This is a genomic window from Stenotrophomonas sp. NRRL B-14846, assembly GCF_050473585.1.
Lineage (GTDB): Bacteria > Pseudomonadota > Gammaproteobacteria > Xanthomonadales > Xanthomonadaceae > Stenotrophomonas.
The window spans coordinates 79,728-99,150 of record NZ_JBFLUN010000023.1 but is presented as its reverse complement, the minus strand read 5'-3'; the positions used below and the strand labels follow the sequence as shown (position 1 = coordinate 99,150).

16 protein-coding genes are annotated in these 19,423 nt (G+C 59.3%); 11 read left to right on the top strand and 5 right to left on the bottom strand.

Annotation, left to right across the window (positions count from 1 at the left end; genetic code table 11):
• Positions 1-683 precede the first annotated feature (683 nt).
• From AB1281_RS22265 to AB1281_RS22240, 6 genes are all read left to right on the top strand, one after another.
• On the top strand, positions 684-3,275 hold the full coding sequence (locus AB1281_RS22265; RefSeq protein WP_204260640.1) for a Z1 domain-containing protein: 2,592 nt from the start codon (positions 684-686) through the stop codon (positions 3,273-3,275).
• Entirely contained in the window at positions 3,235-4,272 is a 1,038-nt protein-coding gene (locus AB1281_RS22260) for a PD-(D/E)XK motif protein (RefSeq protein WP_343202914.1), read from the top strand. Before AB1281_RS22265 ends, AB1281_RS22260 begins: the two co-directional genes overlap by 41 nt.
• Positions 4,269-6,113 (top strand): hypothetical protein, encoded by a 1,845-nt coding sequence (locus tag AB1281_RS22255; protein WP_430347067.1) that lies wholly within the window; start codon positions 4,269-4,271, stop codon positions 6,111-6,113. Before AB1281_RS22260 ends, AB1281_RS22255 begins: the two co-directional genes overlap by 4 nt.
• Positions 6,110-7,024: a hypothetical protein gene (locus AB1281_RS22250; RefSeq protein ID WP_430347066.1), complete on the top strand. Its 915-nt coding sequence runs from the start codon at positions 6,110-6,112 to the stop codon at positions 7,022-7,024. The genes AB1281_RS22255 and AB1281_RS22250 overlap by 4 nt, the downstream gene beginning before the upstream one ends.
• Positions 7,021-7,785: a hypothetical protein gene (locus tag AB1281_RS22245; protein WP_164117581.1), complete on the top strand. Its 765-nt coding sequence runs from the start codon at positions 7,021-7,023 to the stop codon at positions 7,783-7,785. Before AB1281_RS22250 ends, AB1281_RS22245 begins: the two co-directional genes overlap by 4 nt.
• 88 nt (positions 7,786-7,873) lie before the next feature.
• Complete coding sequence (locus tag AB1281_RS22240) at positions 7,874-9,385, top strand: DNA cytosine methyltransferase (protein ID WP_430347065.1); 1,512 nt, start codon at positions 7,874-7,876, stop codon at positions 9,383-9,385.
• On the opposite strand, the gene AB1281_RS22235 is transcribed toward AB1281_RS22240, so the two are convergent.
• A complete protein-coding gene (locus AB1281_RS22235; protein ID WP_430347064.1) occupies positions 9,382-9,822 on the bottom strand; it encodes a very short patch repair endonuclease in 441 nt (146 codons plus the stop codon). The genes AB1281_RS22240 and AB1281_RS22235 overlap by 4 nt on opposite strands.
• A 62-nt stretch (positions 9,823-9,884) precedes the next feature.
• On the opposite strand from AB1281_RS22235, the gene AB1281_RS22230 reads away from it, so the two are divergent.
• The gene (locus AB1281_RS22230) at positions 9,885-11,081 is read left to right on the top strand and encodes a DUF262 domain-containing protein (RefSeq protein ID WP_430347063.1); all 1,197 of its coding nucleotides are present in this window, start codon (positions 9,885-9,887) and stop codon (positions 11,079-11,081) included.
• Positions 11,078-12,568, top strand: coding sequence for an ATP-dependent nuclease (locus AB1281_RS22225; RefSeq protein WP_430347062.1), 1,491 nt, complete (start codon positions 11,078-11,080; stop codon positions 12,566-12,568). The genes AB1281_RS22230 and AB1281_RS22225 overlap by 4 nt, the downstream gene beginning before the upstream one ends.
• Positions 12,569-12,632: 64 nt before the next feature.
• Here the strand turns inward: AB1281_RS22225 and aceE are convergent, their stop codons facing one another.
• The gene (aceE, locus tag AB1281_RS22220; protein ID WP_046984452.1) at positions 12,633-15,320 is read right to left on the bottom strand and encodes a pyruvate dehydrogenase (acetyl-transferring), homodimeric type; all 2,688 of its coding nucleotides are present in this window, start codon (positions 15,318-15,320) and stop codon (positions 12,633-12,635) included.
• Positions 15,321-15,865: 545 nt separating this feature from the next.
• On the opposite strand from aceE, the gene AB1281_RS22215 reads away from it, so the two are divergent.
• Together AB1281_RS22215 and AB1281_RS22210 are read left to right on the top strand one after the other, a co-directional pair.
• Entirely contained in the window at positions 15,866-16,426 is a 561-nt protein-coding gene (locus AB1281_RS22215; protein ID WP_430347061.1) for a PadR family transcriptional regulator, read from the top strand.
• Positions 16,427-16,486: 60 nt separating this feature from the next.
• Positions 16,487-17,284: a siderophore-interacting protein gene (locus AB1281_RS22210; RefSeq protein ID WP_119007553.1), complete on the top strand. Its 798-nt coding sequence runs from the start codon at positions 16,487-16,489 to the stop codon at positions 17,282-17,284.
• Positions 17,285-17,357: 73 nt separating this feature from the next.
• Here the strand turns inward: AB1281_RS22210 and AB1281_RS22205 are convergent, their stop codons facing one another.
• Genes AB1281_RS22205 through AB1281_RS22195 form a run of 3 tightly spaced genes read right to left on the bottom strand, consistent with a single transcriptional unit; the run spans position 17,358 to position 18,631 of the window.
• On the bottom strand, positions 17,358-17,531 hold the full coding sequence (locus AB1281_RS22205; protein ID WP_430347060.1) for a hypothetical protein: 174 nt from the start codon (positions 17,529-17,531) through the stop codon (positions 17,358-17,360).
• A 49-nt stretch (positions 17,532-17,580) separates the two neighbouring features.
• Complete coding sequence (locus AB1281_RS22200) at positions 17,581-17,751, bottom strand: hypothetical protein (protein WP_430347059.1); 171 nt, start codon at positions 17,749-17,751, stop codon at positions 17,581-17,583.
• A gap of 49 nt (positions 17,752-17,800) precedes the next feature.
• The gene (locus AB1281_RS22195; RefSeq protein WP_430347058.1) at positions 17,801-18,631 is read right to left on the bottom strand and encodes a hypothetical protein; all 831 of its coding nucleotides are present in this window, start codon (positions 18,629-18,631) and stop codon (positions 17,801-17,803) included.
• A gap of 209 nt (positions 18,632-18,840) precedes the next feature.
• Between AB1281_RS22195 and AB1281_RS22190 the strand changes: the two genes are divergently transcribed.
• Positions 18,841-19,242, top strand: a complete 402-nt coding sequence (locus AB1281_RS22190; RefSeq protein WP_430347057.1) for a hypothetical protein — start codon at positions 18,841-18,843, stop codon at positions 19,240-19,242.
• The last annotated feature ends 181 nt before the right edge of the window (positions 19,243-19,423 follow it).

Here is a 19,423-nt window from a genome sequence, read left to right as displayed (position 1 = left end):
ATACGACCATCTCCCACCACTGTGCCCCGCATCTGAATCTCATGTTGCACACGCTCGTCGTCCGCATGCAGTGGCCTGGCGCCAATTGCACCCTAGGCGCCCTAGTCGAAATGGACTTAGCTGAGAAACTCACGCGGCAGAGAGGCAGGTCCGAGAAGCGCTTGGTCGACCGGCAGATGGAGGGGCTACTGATGGCGGTGCTTTCGTTGACGGTGATGGCCAGCGAGTGGGTGCAGCGGCAGCGGTGGGAGCCTGCACCGGTATCCCCTCGATCAAGCACCACAGGCCATCTGTTTGGCACCGTAGGTACTTGCGCCCCAAGGTCAAAACCAACAGGCTCGGTTGGCCCATGAGGTAAAGGCGTCCACCTGAGCGGCGCTTGCTGCTTCGGCTGGCCACACACGCCGTGTGTGGCCCATGTCACAAGCCCGGCTGTCGATGTTCACAGCCCTTCAGTGCGGGCCAACGGGCGACGCTCGGCCGAAGGCTGAAGATCCGTGGGGATAGCCCAATTTGAGACCGAATGCGACCAAATGGTGGTTGCATGGACGGTTTTTGTCGTAAACAATCAGAGACAAGGGTCACTCTCTCACGACCCTCCCAAAGGGCATGGATGTCGCAGGGGGCGCATTCGGCTCGATGCCTGTCGCCGCCCCCAGTTTACGAATGCGCAGGATGCCGACTTGAATACACAAGTAGAAGCCCTCTCGACGATTATCCGGGAGAAGCTCCCAAGTTACGACACCTTGGACGCGGCCGCGGCGGCGGCGCGACAGGCCCTCGAAACGGTAATGGGCCCATTCCCTGAACAGATGAATGCCAACTTCCAGGCGGCTATCGAGTTGGTGCGTTCGTCGTTCCAGAACGTGGAAATTCTGCGCAAGAACTCGCTGATCAAGCCACGGCCGACCTGGTACAAGGGGCCGACGGAACATGACAAACACTGGCCCGCGCTCCTGAACTATCTCCGCGAAGTCAAGAAGTGGAAGGATGCGTCCGAATCGCTGGATGACTCCTCCTCCGAAATAGTCTCTCTGCTAGCGAATCCAGCCGAGGACGAGTTCAGATGTCGAGGATTGGTCGTTGGCTATGTCCAGTCCGGAAAGACTGCAAACATGACCGCGGTCATCGCCAAGGCCGTGGATGCTGGCTACAACCTGATCATTCTTCTCGGTGGCGTCACAAACAAGCTTCGTGCACAGACTCAGCGCCGCATCGAAGCAGATGTTGTAAACAGGCACGGCACCCTGTGGCAGAAGTACACCACTGCGGAAGACAATGGCGACTTTGTCAGGCCTCCAAACGGTCAGTTTGTGATGCCACACAAGGGGGGCGCTCAGCTGGCTGTAATTAAAAAGGAGTCTACGCGCCTCGAGAAGTTGCTCGAGACTGTGACAAATACGGCTCGGCCAATTAAGCGAAAGCTCAAGGCACTGATCATCGATGACGAGTGCGATCAGGCATCCGTGAATTCCGGTGCCGATGATGAAGAGATGACTCGGATCAACGAAGCGATCCGAAGGCTGATAGCAGCGCTACCTTGCGTTTCGTACGTCGGCTATACCGCGACGCCGTTTGCAAATGTATTTATCAATCCGTTCCCGGTTCGCGCAGATAAACTGGATGATCTCTATCCTGAGGACTTCATTACCGCACTGCCTCGTCCCAAGGGCTACTTCGGCACACTTGAGGTCTTCGGTGAGGCCGACGCATCCGCCGACGATGATGCTGTCGACTTCGGACGGGACATGTTCCGATCCATACCGTCGGAAGAGGTCGATCTGCTGGTTCCTAAGGGAAAGAACGGCCACAAGACGTTCACGCCCGATGTGACGCCTCAGCTTCAGAAGGCAATCGTCTGGTTCCTGATCACTTGTGCCATTCGCCGCGCGCGAGGGCAGCAGAGCGAGCACATGACGATGCTCGTTCACACCTCCGCATACATTGCACAGCACGACAGCATGGCTGATGCCATTCGCGCCTGGCTGGCAACTAATCGGCGCTCTATTGAATCGCTCTCCGGAGCCGCCGGAGACTTGGTGCGCCAAGTATTCTCAGAGGAGATTGTCAGAAGCCCTCTGAGTGACCAAAGCGATCCAACACTCTTGGACAGCACACTCAAGCCCCTCCTCCCGGAGGTTCTGGAAGCCTTGGAACTCGTTGTTGAGAACGGGGAGAGTCTCGAGCGCCTGGACTTTACCGGCGATGCAAAGACCTACATTGTCGTGGGTGGATCGGTGCTGGCGCGCGGACTTACTCTTGAAGGACTCTCAGTGTCGTTCTTCCTGCGGACCTCTCGCCAGTACGACACGTTGCTACAAATGGGGCGCTGGTTTGGGTTCAGAAAGGGATACGAGGATCTCCCGCGCCTCTGGACGACCCAAGACCTGATATCAAACTTCCGGGCGCTGGCACAGGTAGAGGAGGAAATCCGAAAGGAAATTTCCACCTACCGTTCGGCAGAGGTTTCGCCACTGGACTTCGCAGTGAAAGTTCGATCAATTCCCGGGCTAGCGATCACATCAGCGGCGAAGATGCGGCATGCAATCAGGACGAGCATCAGCTTCGACGGAAAGCACGAGCAAACGACTCGCTTTGATCACACCGACTCAGACGTGGTTTCCAAGAACTGGAGCGCCGCGGCGAGCCTTGTTGACCAGCTGATTGCTGAGAAGTACTCGCGGATAAAGGAGAACGTCTTCATGGATGTTCCCGGCACTGTAGTGCGAAAGTTCCTAGCCAACTACAGCATGTGCGACAAGCAGCTGAATCTCACCAAAGAGATGTTGCTGACCTACATTGATGGATCCGCCAGTCGCATGCCGTTCTGGAATGTCGCGATTGTGAGCTCCAGCAGGGCTGAGCGGCGAGTCCACTTGGGTGGCCTGAGTGACATTGGACCTGTCATTCGTTCCAGGTTGCCCGAGTCGTCTGACTATGCCGACATCAAGGCTTTGATGTCGAAACAAGATGTGCTCGCTGATGTTGAGGAATCCGATGCTCAATCGACCGATGGATGGGAAAAGCTGAAGAGCTATCGTCCCGATACGCCCCTTCTCTTGGTGTACCCGATAGACAGCGTCTCTGAACCGAGCAGGGCCGGCGATCATCGCGTAGCACTGAACGCCAAGGGCGACCTCATCGGCCTCGGATTCGTATTCCCTGGTCGCATTGACCGAACCGGTCGCTACTTCAGCGTGGAACTGAACGTCCCTACACCAGATCAGCTCGAGGATGGGGAAGCAGGCAACACAGAGCAGGCGCAGGATGCGTGAGACTGCCCACGAGCACTGGCTCTCGCTTCGCAGCAGCACGCGGCGGAGCGACGGAGCGGATGTCGCAACAGTGACCTCAGGGGTTGACTCCGGGTTTGGCGCCATTCGGTATGCACTTACACCTGAAGCAGCTCCGAGACTGCTGATTCCAGTGTCATCTGGAGGGTCGGCTTCTGACGTGCGAAAGCTTGGGGGACCCAGCGTTGATATATCTATCACGCGACTTTCGCTCAGTGGCATCTGGTCGCTCTACGTCGACATTGGTCTTCGCGAGCGGCGACTGGAAAGTCCTTTTGGCGATCTCTGCACGCAAATCGTTTCAAGAATCGCAGACGGCATACCTCCGCTGGCCGCCGTCGCGTCTTGCATCAGAGATTTTCGAATTCTACTGGCAGAGGAGCCTCAAACTCCGGTTGACTTGAGCACGGTGCTCGGCTTGCTCGGCGAGCTTGTGGTTCTTCGAGAGGGTGCAAGGCGAAGCGCGCAGGCAGTTGACTCCTGGACCGGCCCACTGGGTCATCGACACGACTTTCGAGGTCCGGGCGGCGCGTTGGAAGTCAAGTCCACCGCCTTTCTGCAGAGCTCAACTGTGCACATCCATGGGCTCGAACAACTCTCTCCGCCCGCTGACACCCCGCTTTGGTTAGCTCACGTAGTGCTTGAGAGGTCTGCAGCCGGAAATGTTTATGTAGAGCAGCTCTGCAAAGAGTTGATTGCATTGGGAGTTCAGGAAGATGCCATTGTCAGTCGTCTGGCATCGATGGGCTGTCAGGACTCCAAGGCTCCGGAGTGGAACGCTCTGCGCACCACCTTGGAGGCCATCAGGCTTTACTTGGTCTCTGACAACTTCCCAAGGCTCACCACCAACCTGCTGCCAAATGGGCAACTGCCGGCCGGCGTTGGCGATGTCCAATACACGATTGATTTGGGTTCAGCCGCGGACCAGTTGGTACCGAGCACTCGGCATGAACACGTCTACGAGGCAGTCTTCTCATGAAACTTGAGCTGTACAGCGAACCCTTCTCAAAGAATGGGAACCTCGCGGGGGAAGGCTTCAAGCGACTGTTGGGCAGACCCAACCTCAACCTCCTTCAGACATTGGTGCGCGAGAGTCTGCAGAACGTAATTGATGCAACCCTGCCCGGACGATCCCCTGAGGCACGTATTCGCCTGCGGAAGTTGAGGGACACTGAGCGGAATGCCCTGTCGAACTCAGTGTTGGCCCAGATGCCAGCCGGCGGTCCATCCAAGCAGGTTCTCAGCGACTCTTTGGAGAAGCCCGAGCTCTGGGTTTTTGAGATTGCCGACTTTGGTACGGCGGGCCTTTCTGGCCCTGTAGAGGCTGATGTCGCGCCGTCAGGAGAGGAGCGGGCTAACTTCGTCAACTTCCTCAAGAATGTCGGAGCAGCCCGAGACAGCCACCAGGGTGGCGGCACCTACGGCTATGGAAAGAGCTCGCTCTATGCAATGAGTTCGTGCTCGCTTGTCCTGGTTGATAGCCAAACTTTCAATGAAGGAGAGCCGGTTCGCCGTCTTATGGCCTGCCACTTGGGAGAGGCTTTCGACGCGAGTGTGGGAACTGGCATTCGGCGTTTCACGGGTCGCCACTGGTGGGGCATACCCGCGGGCAGCGACAGCGTGGCTCCCGCGATCGGAGCAGATGCACTCGACTTGAGTGGCGAGTTGGGGATGTTCTCTCGATCCGAAGCTGATAGCGGGACCTCGATCGTTATCGTAGATCCAGAGCTTGAAATCTCTTCCACCCAGGAACTGGGGCCTGAGCTGATTACGTGCGTACTCCTGAACTTCTGGCCAAGAATGTCGGAGACGACCGCGGCTGACCGCCGCCTGACGGTCAGCATTGAGATTGACGGCCAGCCGCTGGATGTTCCTGCGCCTGAGGCTTTCCCGCCACTGGACCTCTTCTGCCGCGCACTCGCCGACATTCGCTCCAATGCGGGTTCATTGAAGGAAGTTCGTTCTCAGCGTCCTGCAAAGGCTTTGGGCAAGCTCGCATTCGCCCCAGGGGTTGCGGCGCAGAGGCATCCGCTGGCCTCTTCCAATGGTGAAGACATCCTGGCAGGTGCATCACACATTGCCTTGATGCGCCCTGTCGAATTGGTGGTGAAGTACATGCGCGGCGCCCCCTATCCGGACTCCTTGCATGAGTGGGCTGGGGTTTTTGTCTGCTCGGCTGAGTCGGAGGTGGAGGAAGCCTTTGCTCAGGCGGAGCCGCCAACGCACGATGACTGGGCACCGGACAATCTTCCCAAGGGGAAGCAGCAGACGATGGTTCGAGTCGGCATGCGGGCTCTCAGAACCCATGCCGATACATTTGTGCCCACCAAGTCGCTCAGCAGATCAGCGGACCCTGCATCCCCCAGTCTCGCGGCAACTGCTGGGCAGATGGGGCGCTTTCTCTCGCCTACAAGCGCCCGTGGCGCTGGAAAACCTGAAGTATCCAGGCGCGGTGGTCCATCATCCAAGAAGGGCGTCCGGCTGTCGTCCCCCGAGATGATTGGACTCTCTCTTGCTCAGGACGGTGCGGCTCTTGCGACGTTCAGGGTTGATCTGACCAATGACGGGAGCCAAGGGCCGCTCACGCTCATCGTCGAGCCGAAGCTGGTCGCTGATGGCAATGGAATCAGTGCAGAAGACGTACCCTCGAATCTGCTTCCACGACTACACAGCGTGTCACTGGAAGCCCATGACCTGATCAGCAAGGATCAGATCCTCGACGTCGGGCTATTGAGCGGGAAGGTTACCGCGGTCGTTCGAATGGTGAAGGGCGCTGCTGTGACTGTCGCAGTCCGAGTACTTAGTGAGGACGCGGCATGAGCAGAATCGCGTATCCGTACCTAAGAATTCCCGATGAAGCGGTCCAATTCAGTGGCTGGTTTGTGGGAGACCCCAATGCTCCCCTTCTTCCTGCGCCCGAAGTCCTGGCCGACTGGGACTACGCCCGTGACTTGGTCGTACGAGGGAGTGTTCAAATCGATTGGGATTCCGCGTCCAAGTCGCTTCAGTTTGGAGAGGAGGATTGGCTGGCATCCGCGCAGCTGCTGATTGGAACAGGGCAGGGTCAGTTGCCCAGGCAAGTTCAGTACGCACAGGCACTGCCACTCTCCAAGCAAAACCCATCAGCCCTTCTGGAGGCATCGGTTCCAGGCAGCACGCTGTCCTCTCAGCTGGTCATGCGCTTGACGATTGCGTTGACCGCGCCGTCCGCTGAAGCAACGCCACTTTCGCCAGTGCTGAAAGGGTCTCGCTTGTGGGAGAACAGTTGTGATGTGCTGATCGAAGATGGAGGCTCTTCCAGATTCCCTGTCTCCGCCATTGGCTTTGGAGCTGCCTTCGCCGGCAAGCCGCATGAGCATGCCCCTTGGTATGTCGAATGGCGGCCAGAGGATCTTTCCGGCGACTTTTCCTCGAAGGTCGTTCTCTATGTCAACTCTGACGAGGAGACATTCCTTGAGAAGTTCCTGTTGGGTGATCGCGCGACTATCCAGGCGGTCCTTGGCGGCGTCGCCTCACACATGTGCTCGACCATTCTCCTGCGTAACGGCAAGGACTTGGATCTCGAGGCGTTCGAGGAAGGTTCGGTTGGCGCGGTGGCGAATCACTGGCTCAGTCAGGCCTTCCCCAATGAAGGCGGGCTGACAGGTATCGTCCGATTGCTCGAGAGTGACCCTGGCGCATTCAACGCTGCACTGATTGCATCCGCCGACGTTGGAGAGCAGACCGCATGACCACCATTCTTCTCCCAAGATTGTCCCGCTTGGGCGTCAATCGCCTGATGGCGGAGCTCGGCACGTGTTACTCGTCCGACGATGCCGTAGCCTTTGTGAATGACCACGCCTCGCTATCGAGCTTTGCAGCAAGTGGGGGGGTCAGAGAGCATCGTGTGGCTGAGGAGATCGCCGCGACTATTCGCAAGACTGCGGAAGGGTGTGGGTTTCCCACCTTGTCGGGGCAGACCGGGCGCGCCAAGTTCGATCGTGACGCAGCCATTGCCCTTGCGTCGTTTAGCTCACTGGCAAGTGGCGAAGGGTTGCGGGATGACGTTTGGGCCTATCTGACCACTGTATTGCTGCCCGACGTTGTACGCTGGCGATTCGAGAGCAAGTCTCAAGATCGATTCAGCGGCGGGGTACGTAATGCCCTGCAGCGGCTCTACATGCGAGCGTCAGCGCTTGACTTGGGACCCGAAGCGGGCGTTGATCGGTGGCGCCTGCTGAGAGCTCTGACAGAGGACGCCCACGTAGCGATCTTTGAGCGTCCACTGATTGGCGGGAACCCGGTACTTGCAAAGGCTATCGCTCACGGTTGGGCCCAAGCGGCAGCAAGCGAGTCCAAAGGGAACATGGAAGACATCATGCGTTGCGCCATAAAGCTCCTGCGCCTCAGGTACCAGATCGTTGATCTTGGCGTACTGGAAGGGCAGGAGCTCGCTGACACCGTTGCGAGCGTATTCAAGGACGCAGCGGCCCAAGTGGCCGAAGTGGTCTGATCCTTATTGAAAAGTGCCCCAGGGCATGACATCCTGGCGGCGTTAGAGGGGCGCATCTGCGCCCCTATTTATAATTGTGAAGCAAGGCATGCACATCCCAGTCGTCGACATCTTCGCGGGCCCCGGTGGGCTGGGCGAAGGGTTCTCCGCTTACACCCCTTCCCGCTCTTCGAAGTCACGCCCGTTCAAGATCGCCATTTCGGCCGAAATGGAGGTCAATGCAGCCAAGACGCTTCGACTTCGCGCGTTCTATCGCCAATTCGCGCCCCACAAGGTGCCGGATAGCTATTACGACTACGTGGCAGGACGGGTAGACCGACCTTGGACGGAGGCGACCAAGACTGAGTGGGAGAATGCCTGCCATGAGGCTAGGCAGTTGAAGCTCGGTGATCCCGAAGACGACAAGGTGCTTCATGCCCGCATTCGCGAAGTTGCGTCGCAGGAAGACCCGTGGGTTCTGATTGGTGGACCACCCTGCCAGGCGTACTCCTTGGTCGGACGCGCCAGAAACCGTGGCGTAGTGGGCTACAAGGCAGAGGAAGATCCGCGCCACTTCCTCTACCAGCACTACTTGAAGATCATCAAGAAGTACTCACCCGCTGCGTTTGTAATGGAGAACGTCAAGGGCATTCTCTCCTCGAAGGTGGGCGGTGAGCTGATGTTCCCGCGCATTCTCGCGGACCTTCGAGCTCCTGGTGGTCGCAACGGCCCACGCTACCGAATTATCCCTTTGGTAGCGGATCAGAGTGGCCTGTTCGACGACGACGATGGACGCCGGTACATTCTGAGGGCCGAAGAGCTTGGTGTTCCTCAGGCGAGGCACCGCGTTGTTCTTTTCGGTGTCCGGGAAGACGTTGACGCTTCATCGCTACGCCAGATCAATCGCGCGCCAGCCAAGTACAGCGTGGGCGAAGTGATCGGCGGAATGCCTCACCTCAGAAGCGGCATCACCAATGTCGATTTCGAGAATTGGCCCGATGCCGCCAGGGAGATTCTGCTCCGTGCGGCAGAATTGTCTGACGATGCGAAGGTTTCAGCTGAACTACGCAGCCAAGCGAAACTGGTACCTGCGCTTGATGCAGGCGCTGGCGGCAGGGCTAGGCCGTGGACGGCATCCGTGAATGAGGTTCCGGAGCATCTCAAGCCGTGGTTGCTGGACGAGCGCCTCGGCTACATTCTGAATCATGAGGTTCGCCCTCATATGTGGATGGATCTCGTCCGCTATGGTTACGCATCGGCTTTCACAAGGATTCATGGCAGGTCGCCGCGTGGTGCTGGCGAATTCCCTGAAGGAATGCATCCAGATCATGACAACTGGACAAGCGGAAAGTTTGTCGACCGTTTCAAGGTTCAGCGCAAGGATGAGGCAAGCTCTACAGTGACAAGCCATCTTCAGAAAGATGGCCACTACTTCATTCATCCGGATCCCACGCAGCTCAGAAGCCTTTCCGTTCGTGAGGCAGCGAGGCTGCAGACGTTCCCAGACAACTACTTCTTTGAAGGCTCTCGAGGCGCTCAGTTCCGGCAAGTCGGAAATGCGGTTCCACCTTGGATGGCTCGACAGATCGCTGATGTCATTTATTCGGTCCTAGATCACTAAAAGCTCGAGAACTGCGCATAAACTCGGCTCGAGAGAACGAACCCCCTTAGCTCACGAAGCGAATCATCTGGAGAACATTTGAGTGCGCACTCCCACACCACTGCAATGCGCCATCCCAGTTGAAGAAGGTTTTGCTGAACCACCGAATCCCTAGCTACATTCCCATCTAGTTTTTTGACCCAGAATTCAGGCCTAGTCTTAGGCATTTTCGCGAATTTGCAGCCTGAATGATGATGCCAAAAGCAGCCGTGAACGAAGATGACGAGATGATGCTTCTTCATCACCATATCTGGCGCCCCCGGCAGATCCTTAACATTGATCCGATAGCGAAATCCGTTAGAGAAAAGGAATTTTCGAACGATCATCTCAGGCTTAGTGCCCGTGCGCTTAATACCCGACATCATGATTGAACGCTGGCGTCTGTCAACTATATCCATAAAGAACACCTGAGCGCCTTAGATAGTTAAAATTTAGATAGCCAAATTGGGGGTAACGATTTGTGAGATTCTTCCCGGCCGAACCAGATATATCGACTATATTCAACAGAATTGTAGACAAGGACATTGATCTTCAACCTGACTTCCAACGCGGTGAAGTCTGGCCAGTCACAAAGCAACAGCGCCTTGTTGATACTATTCTCCGAGGATGGGTTGTACCTCCGATCCTCCTCATCGCGCAGACCCACGGGGCCAAACAGCAGGTACTCGATGGTCAGCAGCGCCTTGCAGCAATTAGAGACTTTAAGTCTAACAAATTTAGAATTGATGGAAAAATAAAACCTCACTCGAATGAGATAAGCATGCTCCACGGAATGATGTTTGACGATCTTCCGGAGCAGACGAGGAAAAAATTTGATCGTACAACACTTCGCGTCTATGAGGTCGCAGACTATTCTCCTGAAGAACCCGCGGAGATTTTCTTTAGACTGAACCAGCCCACAGCGCTTACTTCAGCAGAGAAAAGGAATGCATTCTTCGGCCCAGTTCGCGATCAAATTCGCGATATAGTCGATATCTTCGAAAGCGCCATCGAAAGCCACTCGGCCCTTGGCTTTAGCAATAGCCGCATGGCGTACGACGACGTCTTTGCCAGGGTTGCTTGTACATTGGAATACGGCACGCTGCAGAAGAAAATTACTGCCACTGGCGTTAACGAGATGTATCGTCGCAATGAGCCGTTGTCGCCTAGAATTCACAAGAAGATACTTCTGAGAGCCAGATTTCTCGCAAAATCCCTTTCGATCGCCACACGCGGCGATTATGCTCATCAGATAAAGCTGAACAAGGCAACACTTTATTCTTGGATGCTATTTTTGTGCCGCGCAGACAAGGCGCCAGACCGAGATTTGACGTCAAAATTCATTGTCGATTTCGAGACATCAAGACAATTCAATCAATCAGCCAGCCATAGGCCAATCCCAGGAAGAGAGAGGCCTACTGAAAGTTCAAGACATATTAATGAGATCCTCTCAATCTATTCTGACAGGGCGACCTCTCGAGTATCTGACGTATCGTCAGTTCTAGCCAGGGACTTTGCGATATGGGCATTCTGGACCCACCTGGGATTATCCACGGTGTCAGAAAATAAGTTCGACGACTTGGCCCAAGTCGAGCAGCTCCTTAATGAGAATGGCATCCGAGATGAGTGGTCAATTCTGTCATTTATCTCCAGATCTGACTGGGGTTCTTGCATATGAGCCTCAGAAAGGCCGACATCGATATCGCTTGGAAGCACTGCAGGACTGACACGAGGAATCTGTCTGTCGACACCATCAGTTTTTCAAGCGGCCACGGATCAGTAGATATAAGAATAGGCTCACGCGTGACCGTTCTTGTGGGACACAACGGCTCGGGAAAAACAAGATTTCTTGCATCGCTTGAGAGCGAGCTTCGCAGCAGCGGCGACTTGCCGGTGATCAGTGCCATCTCTGGAAGCTACCGAGGCAAGAAATTTTGGACAACTCCCTCCATTTCGAAAGGGAGTGAAAAATCCGGACCGTGGCCGCCTACTGAATTCATAGATCCTACCCTAGAGGCGCACAAATGCCTTGATCTCTTAGCCATGCAGGCAGCGAACTTTGAGGAACTACTCGAGCAAAACGATCCCATTTTCTATGAAGACAATGTGATTCAGCAATTCAGACATATATGCGGAAAGAATTATGAATCTATTCACGCATGGGAGCTCGAAGGACTTTCAGTCAGTACGGACACGAGCGTCGAAAGAGAGGAATTTGAGGACGAAGATGGTGCGCCCACGCCATACTTTAAAGTTAAGGCCGATGGACTGGAGTACGACACAACGACAATGGGGTTTGGGGAATTATGTAGCTTCTACTTGATATGGAGGCTTCTGCGTCAGAAGGCAAACAGCACAGTATTCATCCTGGATGAGCCGGATTCCCATCTTTCCCCGCTATCTAAGATCGCGCTCTTTGATGTCCTCGCTTTCTATGCGGATAAGAATAAGCACCATATAGTGATATCAAGCCACTCTCCAGACGCACTTTATAGAGCATCCGAGAATGAGGTACTCCTGATCCACAGAGGTATGACATCACTTGGCGGCCTGATGATATCGCCAGCCTCAACTAAGAGATCTGCAATGCGGGAGTTGGGGTTGAATGCTCCTTGCCAAGTCTTAATTCTCGTTGAAGACGTAGATGCCTTGGAGGCTGTTCGCCAAACTCTTAGCAAGCTAGGACCAGGTTTGGACCGAAGTTTCGAGACGACGATTGCGCCTGGCGGCGCAAGCGAGATATTGAAACTACTGGAGAGATTTCCGCCCGACACCAGAAGTGTCCGGGTGGTGGCAGTCTTGGACGGTGACAAGGCGAATAAGGACTGCACGGACCCTAGAATTTTTTATCTGCCGGGCCAGCAGGACCCAGTAGTTGAGGCGCTGGCCGCGATTGGGCGAAGCAAGGCCAAATTCTGCAAAGCACTTGGCATCGATAGTGCGCGATTGGCCCGGGCCCTCAGTACGGTTTCCTATGCCAACCACCACGATTTTTATTCCAGCCTCCAATCTGCGCTGGGAATAGCAACTGAAGTGAGAGATATACGGTCTGCCGCGACAGCGGTATGGTTGTCGGATACAAAGGTCAAAAAGAAGTTTCAAAAACTCTGCGACAATTTGCATTTGGAGTTGGAGAACATGCCGCTCGATTTCGGGCACGGCTAGAAATTCAATAAAAAAAGGGGCGGCCAGTGGCTGCCCCTTTTCCTAAACAAGATATTGGCAGGAATCAAACCCCAACAGGGTTAGCCTTCTCCGGATCAATCTTGTACTGCTTGATCGCCCGGGCCACATCCTTCGCGGTCATCTTCCCTTCCTTCGCCAGCGCCGCAATCGCGGCATGGGCGATGTAGTACCGATCCACCTCAAAGAACCGGCGCAGGTTCGCACGCGTATCCGAGCGGCCGAAACCATCGGTACCCAGCACGGTGTACGACATCGGCACGAACGCGCGGATCTGGTCCGCATACGCACGCACATAGTCGGTAGCGGCAATCGCCGGGCCCTGGCGGCCTTCCAGCAGCTCGGTCACGTAGGCCTTGCGCTGCTCACCTTCCGGATGCAGGCGGTTGGCACGTTCCACGTCGAAACCATCGCGACGCAGTTCGTTGAAGCTCGGGCAGCTCCAGATGTCGGCGGTCACGCCGAAGTCCTTGTCCAGCAGCTCGGCGGCGGCAATGGCTTCGCGCAGGATGGTGCCCGAACCCAGCAGCTGCACGCGCAGCTCGCCCTTCTTCGGCTTGCCGGCGTCGGTCAGCAGGTACATGCCCTTGACGATGCCTTCGGCCGCGCCTTCCGGCATTTCCGGGTGGGTGTAGTTCTCGTTCATCAGGGTGACGTAGTAATACTCGTCCACCTGGTCTTCCATCATGCGCTTGGTGCCGTGCTGCAGAACCACCGTCACTTCGAAGCCGAAGGTCGGGTCGTAGCTGCGCACGTTCGGGATGCCACCGGCCACCAGATGGCTGAAGCCATCTTCGTGCTGCAGGCCTTCACCGTTCAGCGTGGTGCGGCCAGCGGTGCCACCCAGCAGGAAGCCGCGGGTACGCATGTCCGCTGCCTGCCAGGCGATGTCGCCCACGCGCTGGAAGCCGAACATCGAGTAGTAGATGTAGAACGGCAGCATCGGCACGTTGCTGACCGAGTAGCTGGTACCGGCGGCCATCCACGAGCTGATCGCACCCGGCTCACTGATGCCCTGCTGCAGCACCTGGCCACTCTGGTCTTCGCGGTAGAACATCAGCTGGTCGGCGTCGACCGGCTTGTACTTCTGGCCGAACGGCGCGTAGATGCCGATCTGGCGGAACAGGCCTTCCATACCGAAGGTACGTGCTTCGTCGGCCACGATCGGCACGATGTGCGGGCCCAGTTCCTTGTCACGCAGGGTGATGTTCAGGCTCTGCACGAATGCCATGGTGGTGGAGTAGCTGCGCTCGCCGCTGCTCTTCAGCAGGCGGTCGTAGGCTTCCAGCTTCGGCGCCACGAAGGTCTTGTCGGCCTTGCGGCGGCGCTGCGGCAGGTAACCGCCCAGTGCGGCACGGCGTTCCTGCAGGTACTGCACTTCCGGCGAATCCGGGCCCGGGTGGTAGAACGGCACCTGGCCGTCGGCCAGCTGCGCGTCGGTCACCGGAATGTTGAAGCGGTCGCGGAAGTGGCGCACCGCTTCGTCGTCCAGCTTCTTGGTCTGGTGGGTCGGGTTCAGTGCCTCACCGGCGCTGCCCATGCCGTAACCCTTCACGGTCTTGGCCAGGATGACGGTCGGCATGCCCTTGGTGTTCACGGCCTGGTGGTAGGCGGCGTACACCTTGTGCGGGTCGTGGCCACCACGGTTCAGGCGCCAGATGTCGTCGTCGCTCAGGCCGGCAACCATCGCTGCGGTTTCCGGGTACTTGCCGAAGAAATGCTCGCGGGTGTACGCGCCGCCGAAGGCCTTGCAGTTCTGGTACTCGCCGTCGACGGTTTCCATCATCAGCTTCTTCAGGACGCCGTCGCTGTCCTTGGCCAGCAGGGCATCCCAGTAACCGCCCCACAGCAGCTTGATCACGTTCCAGCCGCCGCCACGGAACACGCCTTCCAGTTCCTGGATGATCTTGCCGTTGCCGCGCACCGGGCCGTCCAGGCGCTGCAGGTTGCAGTTCACCACGAAGATCAGGTTGTCCAGGCCTTCACGGCCGGCCAGCGCGATGGCACCCAGGGTTTCCGGCTCGTCGCTCTCGCCGTCGCCGATGAAGCACCACACCTTGCGGTCGGACTTCTCGATCAGGCCACGGTTTTCCAGGTAGCGCATGAACTGCGCCTGGTAGATGGCGGCCAGCGGGCCCAGGCCCATCGACACGGTCGGGGTCTGCCAGTATTCCGGCATCAGCCACGGGTGCGGGTACGAGGACAGGCCACCGCCGTCCACTTCCATGCGGAACTTGTCCAGCTGCTCTTCGCTGATGCGGCCTTCCAGGAAGGAACGCGCGTAGATGCCCGGGGCGCTGTGGCCCTGGATGAACAGCAGGTCGCCCGGGTGGTTCTCGCTCGGGGCGCGCCAGAAGTGGTTGAAGCCCACGTCGTACAGGGTGGCGCCGGAAGCGAACGAGGCGATGTGGCCGCCCAGGTCACCCGGCTTGCGGTTGGCGCGCACCACGGTGGCCATCGCGTTCCAGCGGATGATCGAACGGATGCGCCATTCCAGCTCGGCATTGCCCGGGCTCTTGGCCTCGAGCTGCGGCTCGATGGTATTGACGTACTCGGTGGTGGGAGAGAACGGCAGGTAGGCGCCCGAACGACGGGTCAGTTCCACCATGCCTTCCAGCAGCTGATGCGCGCGCTCGGAGCCCTCGACATCAATAACGGCCTTCAACGACTCGATCCACTCCTGGGTTTCCACAGGATTCGGGTCGTTGTTCAGCACCTCGTTCAACCAGTTCATTAGCGCTCCCATAACCGCACGCACGCGCGCGACTGTTGTATAGATTTCTAGACCGCAAAGTGTAGCGCACCAAGGGCTTTCGTCACTTGGCTACGCAGGCGTATGGATGCAACCGGCCAGTGTCCGCAAGGGGCTTGCCGGGCCCGCTGACGGCCCTGCGGCGGGCCTTGGCGGCTGCGCGGGCTGTCGCTTGCGGGCCGCTGCGCCCATGTGCAGGACGCAGTGTTACCGCTGCCGATGACGGTTGTAGGGCAACCCCGGCACCACCGTAGGTGCGTCCCGGGCGGGTGTACTGAACCGGCGACAACATGTCGCATCTGCCTCTGGAATGGTGCCGGCAGCGGGTCCAGCGTGGGTCGCGAGTGATGGGCCTGGCGGCCCTGCTCCCTTCCACAGCATCGCCGGGGCGCCCTGCAAGGGGCGCCCCTTTTGCTGTGCGCGTGGCCGGCCGTGGCCCAAAACGGGCCTGCTTGTGGCCGGATCGATGATTGCCGGCTTCGATATATCGATATATCGTTTGCACACTCGTTTACCGATATATCGAAATGAGCCGTACCGCTTCTCCCAGAGCCCGTTCCATCGATCCGGCGGTGCCCCGCCGCAACGGCCAGCCACGCGTGCTGAGCCGCGGCGACCTGCGCCTGCTGGTGCTGGCCCTGATCGGCGAGCAGCCGCGCCATGGCTACGAGCTGATGCAGCTGATCAGCAACCAGTTCATGCAGGCCTACACGCCCAGCGCCGGCACCATGTACCCGCTGCTGGCCAGCTTCGAGCAGGCCGGCTGGATCGAGGCCGAGGAAGTGGATGGGAAGCGGATCTTCCGCATCACCGCCGCCGGCGAGTTCGAGCTGAAGGTGCAGCGCACCCAGGTGCGGCTGGCGCAGCGACGTGCCTTCGACCGCGCCCGCGAGATCACCAAGGCCTCGCTGCCGCCGCCGCTGGCCATGGCCCTGCGCGAGTTCAAGCGGGCGCTGGTGCACCACCACGGCCGCTGGGCCGAGGGTGAGGCGGACGAGGTGGCTGCGCTGCTGACGCGGGCCTCGACCCTGCTGAACGGCACTGCCGGTAGCGAGAGCCCACCGTTTTCAACGACCCAGCCAGACTGAATCCAGCCAGGTCCTCCCCCATGCCGCGCGCCCCCGCGCGACACCTTTGCAGGTATCCCCATGACCGAACACAACAACACGCGCCTGCGCCTGGATGTGCGCTTCCGTGAACTGACCGTGCTGCGCACCGAAGAAGTCACCCCGCACATGCGCCGCGTGGTGCTGGGCGGCGACGATCTGGCCGGCTTCGATTCGCCCGGCGCCGACGACCACATCAAGCTGTTCTTCCCCAACGCCAGCGGCGAAATGGTGCTGCCGGTGCTGACCGCTGAAGGCCGCAGCTACCCGGCCGGCAAGGAGCCCTCGCCGTCGCGCGACTACACCCCGCGCTGGTGGGACCACGAAACCGGCGAGCTGGCCATCGACTTCGTGCTGCACGACCAGGGCATCGCCGGGCCGTGGGCCGAGCAGGCGCAGGCCGGCGACGTGCTGGTGATCGGCGGCCCGCGTGGCTCGTTCGTGGTGGCCGACAGTTACGACGCCTATGTGCTGATCGGCGATGAAACCGCGCTGCCGGCCATCGCCCGCTGGCTGGACGTGCTGCCGGACGGCGCCGAGGTGCAGGCCTTCATCGAAGTGAGCGACGAGGCCGAGCGCCAGGACCTGCCGCAGTACGAGAACGTGCGCATCCACTGGCTGGAGCGCAATGGCTTCCCGGCGGCCAGCAGCACGCTGCTGGAAGACATGCTGACCGACTTCGAAGCCCCGGACGGCGATGTCTTCTACTGGATCGCCACCGAATCGCGCCGCGCACGGATGATGCGCAAGTTCATCGAAGGCCACCTGGGCGTGCCGCGCGACTGGATTCGTTCCACCGGCTACTGGAAGGCCCACCCGGACGAAACCGACGGCGATTGAGCAAAAGACGGTAGGTGCGGACCGTTGGTCCGCACGCCCTCCGATGGGTAGTGCCGGCCGCTGGCCGGCAACCTCATGAACCCTCGGCAGGAACCCGCAGCTGCCGGCCAGCGGCCGGCACTACCACGCTGGATGCCACCTGCAGCGCGATGATCAGCAGCGGCAGCAGCCCGAAACCCGCACGCATCGCGCTGCGCGCGATGAGTCGAGCATGGCTCGACTCTACAGGGGCTACGCCGCCGCTCATGCACTTTCTTGCCTGGCTGGGTAGTGCCGGCCGCTGGCCGGCAACCTCATCAACCTTCGGCAGGAACCTGCAGTTGCCGGCCAGCGGCCGGCACTACCGCGTTGGATGCCACCCGCAGCGCGATGATCAGCAGCGGCAGCAGCCCGAAATCCGCACGCATCGCGCTGCGCGCGATGAGTCGAGCATGGCTCGACTCTACAGGGGCTACGCCGCCGCTCATGCACCTTCTTGCCTGGCTGGGTAGTGCCGGCCGCTGGCCGGCAACCTCATCAACCTTCGGCAGGAACCTGCAGTTGCCGGCCAGCGGCCGGCACTACCGCGTTGGATGCCACCTGCCGCGTCCACCCGAACCGCTGGGCGGCCCAGATCTCCAGCGCCACCAGCAGCGCGATGATCAGCAGCGGCAACAGCAGCCCGAAGTACACGCCGGGCATCATGCCGTTGATCTGCGCCTTCACCAGCCGCAGCACGCCACGGGTGTGCAGCAGCTCATCGACGTGCATGGTCAGCGCCTCACGCACCACCTTGGGCTCCAGGCCGATCGTGCCGGCCTTGTCCACCAGCGTGTCTTCCACCATGCCGCGCAGCAGGCCTTCGCGCACCTTGCCGACCACCCAGCCGGTGCCGCGTGCCAGCGGGCCGTTGCCGAGGCGGTCGAGACCGGGCAACGGATGCTCGCTGAGGTAGGCCGAGGCGATGGTGTCGGCTACGTCGCCCACCGTGCCCTGGCTGCGCAATGCCTCGCGCATGCGCGGGTCGTCCAGTGAATCGGTGAAGCCTTCGCTCCAGCCTTCCACCAGGGTCTGCAGGTGCGGCTGGAAATGATCGAGCTGCTTGAACAGCGCGCGGTGAGCACCGGCGGTGAAGCCCAGCTGCAGGCCGAAGAAAGCCGTCACCAACGGCAGCAGCACCACGTAGCTGGCCAGCAGCCAGTGATGCCAGCGCTTGCGCCGCTGCAACCAACCACGGCGGTGCAGCCAGCGCCAGGCGACGATGCCCAGCACCAGGCCCAGCAACGTGCCGAGCAGGCTGCCGCCCAGCAGATCGAGCACGCTCAGGCCCGTCCAGAATTCGTTCAACCAGTACTGCGCGTCCTGCATGGATCTTCCTTCCGTGGGTGGTACAGCGGGCCATTGTAGAGCCGAGCCCATGCTCGGCTGCTCTTCGTTTCGCCATCGGAGAACCCTCGCGCTGCGCGCGATGAGCCGAGCATGGGCTCGGCTCTACAGGGATTCCGCCGCCCGGTTCAACACATCAGCCGGCAAGCAATGCGACAATCGCGCTCCTTTCCTGCAGCAACGAGGCCCACATGGCCAAACTGACCCTGGCCAGCGTGGACGCGCTGCGTACCCGCTTTGCCGATGACGCCGCCTGCGATGCGGCACTGGCTGCTTTCGCCGACACCGCTGCCCTGCGTGTACCGCTGCGTGAACTGGTGGAGGCACAGCACCGCTACCTGCAGGCCGAATTCGAAGTGGGGCAGGTGGCCGATGTGCTGCGCCGCGACCAGAAATATGCGCCGGTCGGTCGGCCTTCGATCAACATCGTGCAGCTGCGCAAGCAGCAGGCCGCGACCAAGCAGGCGGCGCTGATCGCACGCCAGGTGGTGGCACAGGCCGCGCAGACCTTCGTGCGGGTGAGCGGGCTGGCGGTGAAGGCCAAGCAGAGCCCGAGCGAAGCGTGTGGGGTGTGGTTGGGCGCGCTGCGCTGAGGGATCGTGCGGACCAACGGTCCGCACCCACCAGATGCAGGTCCGCTCCCAGCCGATGCAGGTTGGCCCCTACCGGGTAGTGCCGGCCGCTGGCCGGCAACCCATCAGCATCGGGCACCTCGCATGCAGCACCCAAAAAGAAGGCCCGCTTTTCAGCGGGCCTTCTGCCTTCTCACGACGA

What these genes read in the sequence shown, in the direction of transcription:
- AB1281_RS22235 (WP_430347064.1), bottom strand. Translation starts at nt 9,822, where the DNA reads ATGGATATAGTTGACAGACGCCAGCGTTCAATCATGATGTCGGGTATT.
- AB1281_RS22250 (WP_430347066.1), top strand. Translation starts at nt 6,110, where the DNA reads ATGAGCAGAATCGCGTATCCGTACCTAAGAATTCCCGATGAAGCGGTC.
- AB1281_RS22195 (WP_430347058.1), bottom strand. Translation starts at nt 18,631, where the DNA reads ATGCAGGACGCGCAGTACTGGTTGAACGAATTCTGGACGGGCCTGAGC.
- AB1281_RS22205 (WP_430347060.1), bottom strand. Translation starts at nt 17,531, where the DNA reads ATGAGCGGCGGCGTAGCCCCTGTAGAGTCGAGCCATGCTCGACTCATC.
- AB1281_RS22225 (WP_430347062.1), top strand. Translation starts at nt 11,078, where the DNA reads ATGAGCCTCAGAAAGGCCGACATCGATATCGCTTGGAAGCACTGCAGG.
- AB1281_RS22190 (WP_430347057.1), top strand. Translation starts at nt 18,841, where the DNA reads ATGGCCAAACTGACCCTGGCCAGCGTGGACGCGCTGCGTACCCGCTTT.
- AB1281_RS22245 (WP_164117581.1), top strand. Translation starts at nt 7,021, where the DNA reads ATGACCACCATTCTTCTCCCAAGATTGTCCCGCTTGGGCGTCAATCGC.
- AB1281_RS22215 (WP_430347061.1), top strand. Translation starts at nt 15,866, where the DNA reads ATGAGCCGTACCGCTTCTCCCAGAGCCCGTTCCATCGATCCGGCGGTG.
- AB1281_RS22255 (WP_430347067.1), top strand. Translation starts at nt 4,269, where the DNA reads ATGAAACTTGAGCTGTACAGCGAACCCTTCTCAAAGAATGGGAACCTC.
- aceE (WP_046984452.1), bottom strand. Translation starts at nt 15,320, where the DNA reads ATGAACTGGTTGAACGAGGTGCTGAACAACGACCCGAATCCTGTGGAA.
- AB1281_RS22210 (WP_119007553.1), top strand. Translation starts at nt 16,487, where the DNA reads ATGACCGAACACAACAACACGCGCCTGCGCCTGGATGTGCGCTTCCGT.
- AB1281_RS22240 (WP_430347065.1), top strand. Translation starts at nt 7,874, where the DNA reads ATGCACATCCCAGTCGTCGACATCTTCGCGGGCCCCGGTGGGCTGGGC.
- AB1281_RS22200 (WP_430347059.1), bottom strand. Translation starts at nt 17,751, where the DNA reads ATGAGCGGCGGCGTAGCCCCTGTAGAGTCGAGCCATGCTCGACTCATC.
- AB1281_RS22260 (WP_343202914.1), top strand. Translation starts at nt 3,235, where the DNA reads ATGGGGAAGCAGGCAACACAGAGCAGGCGCAGGATGCGTGAGACTGCC.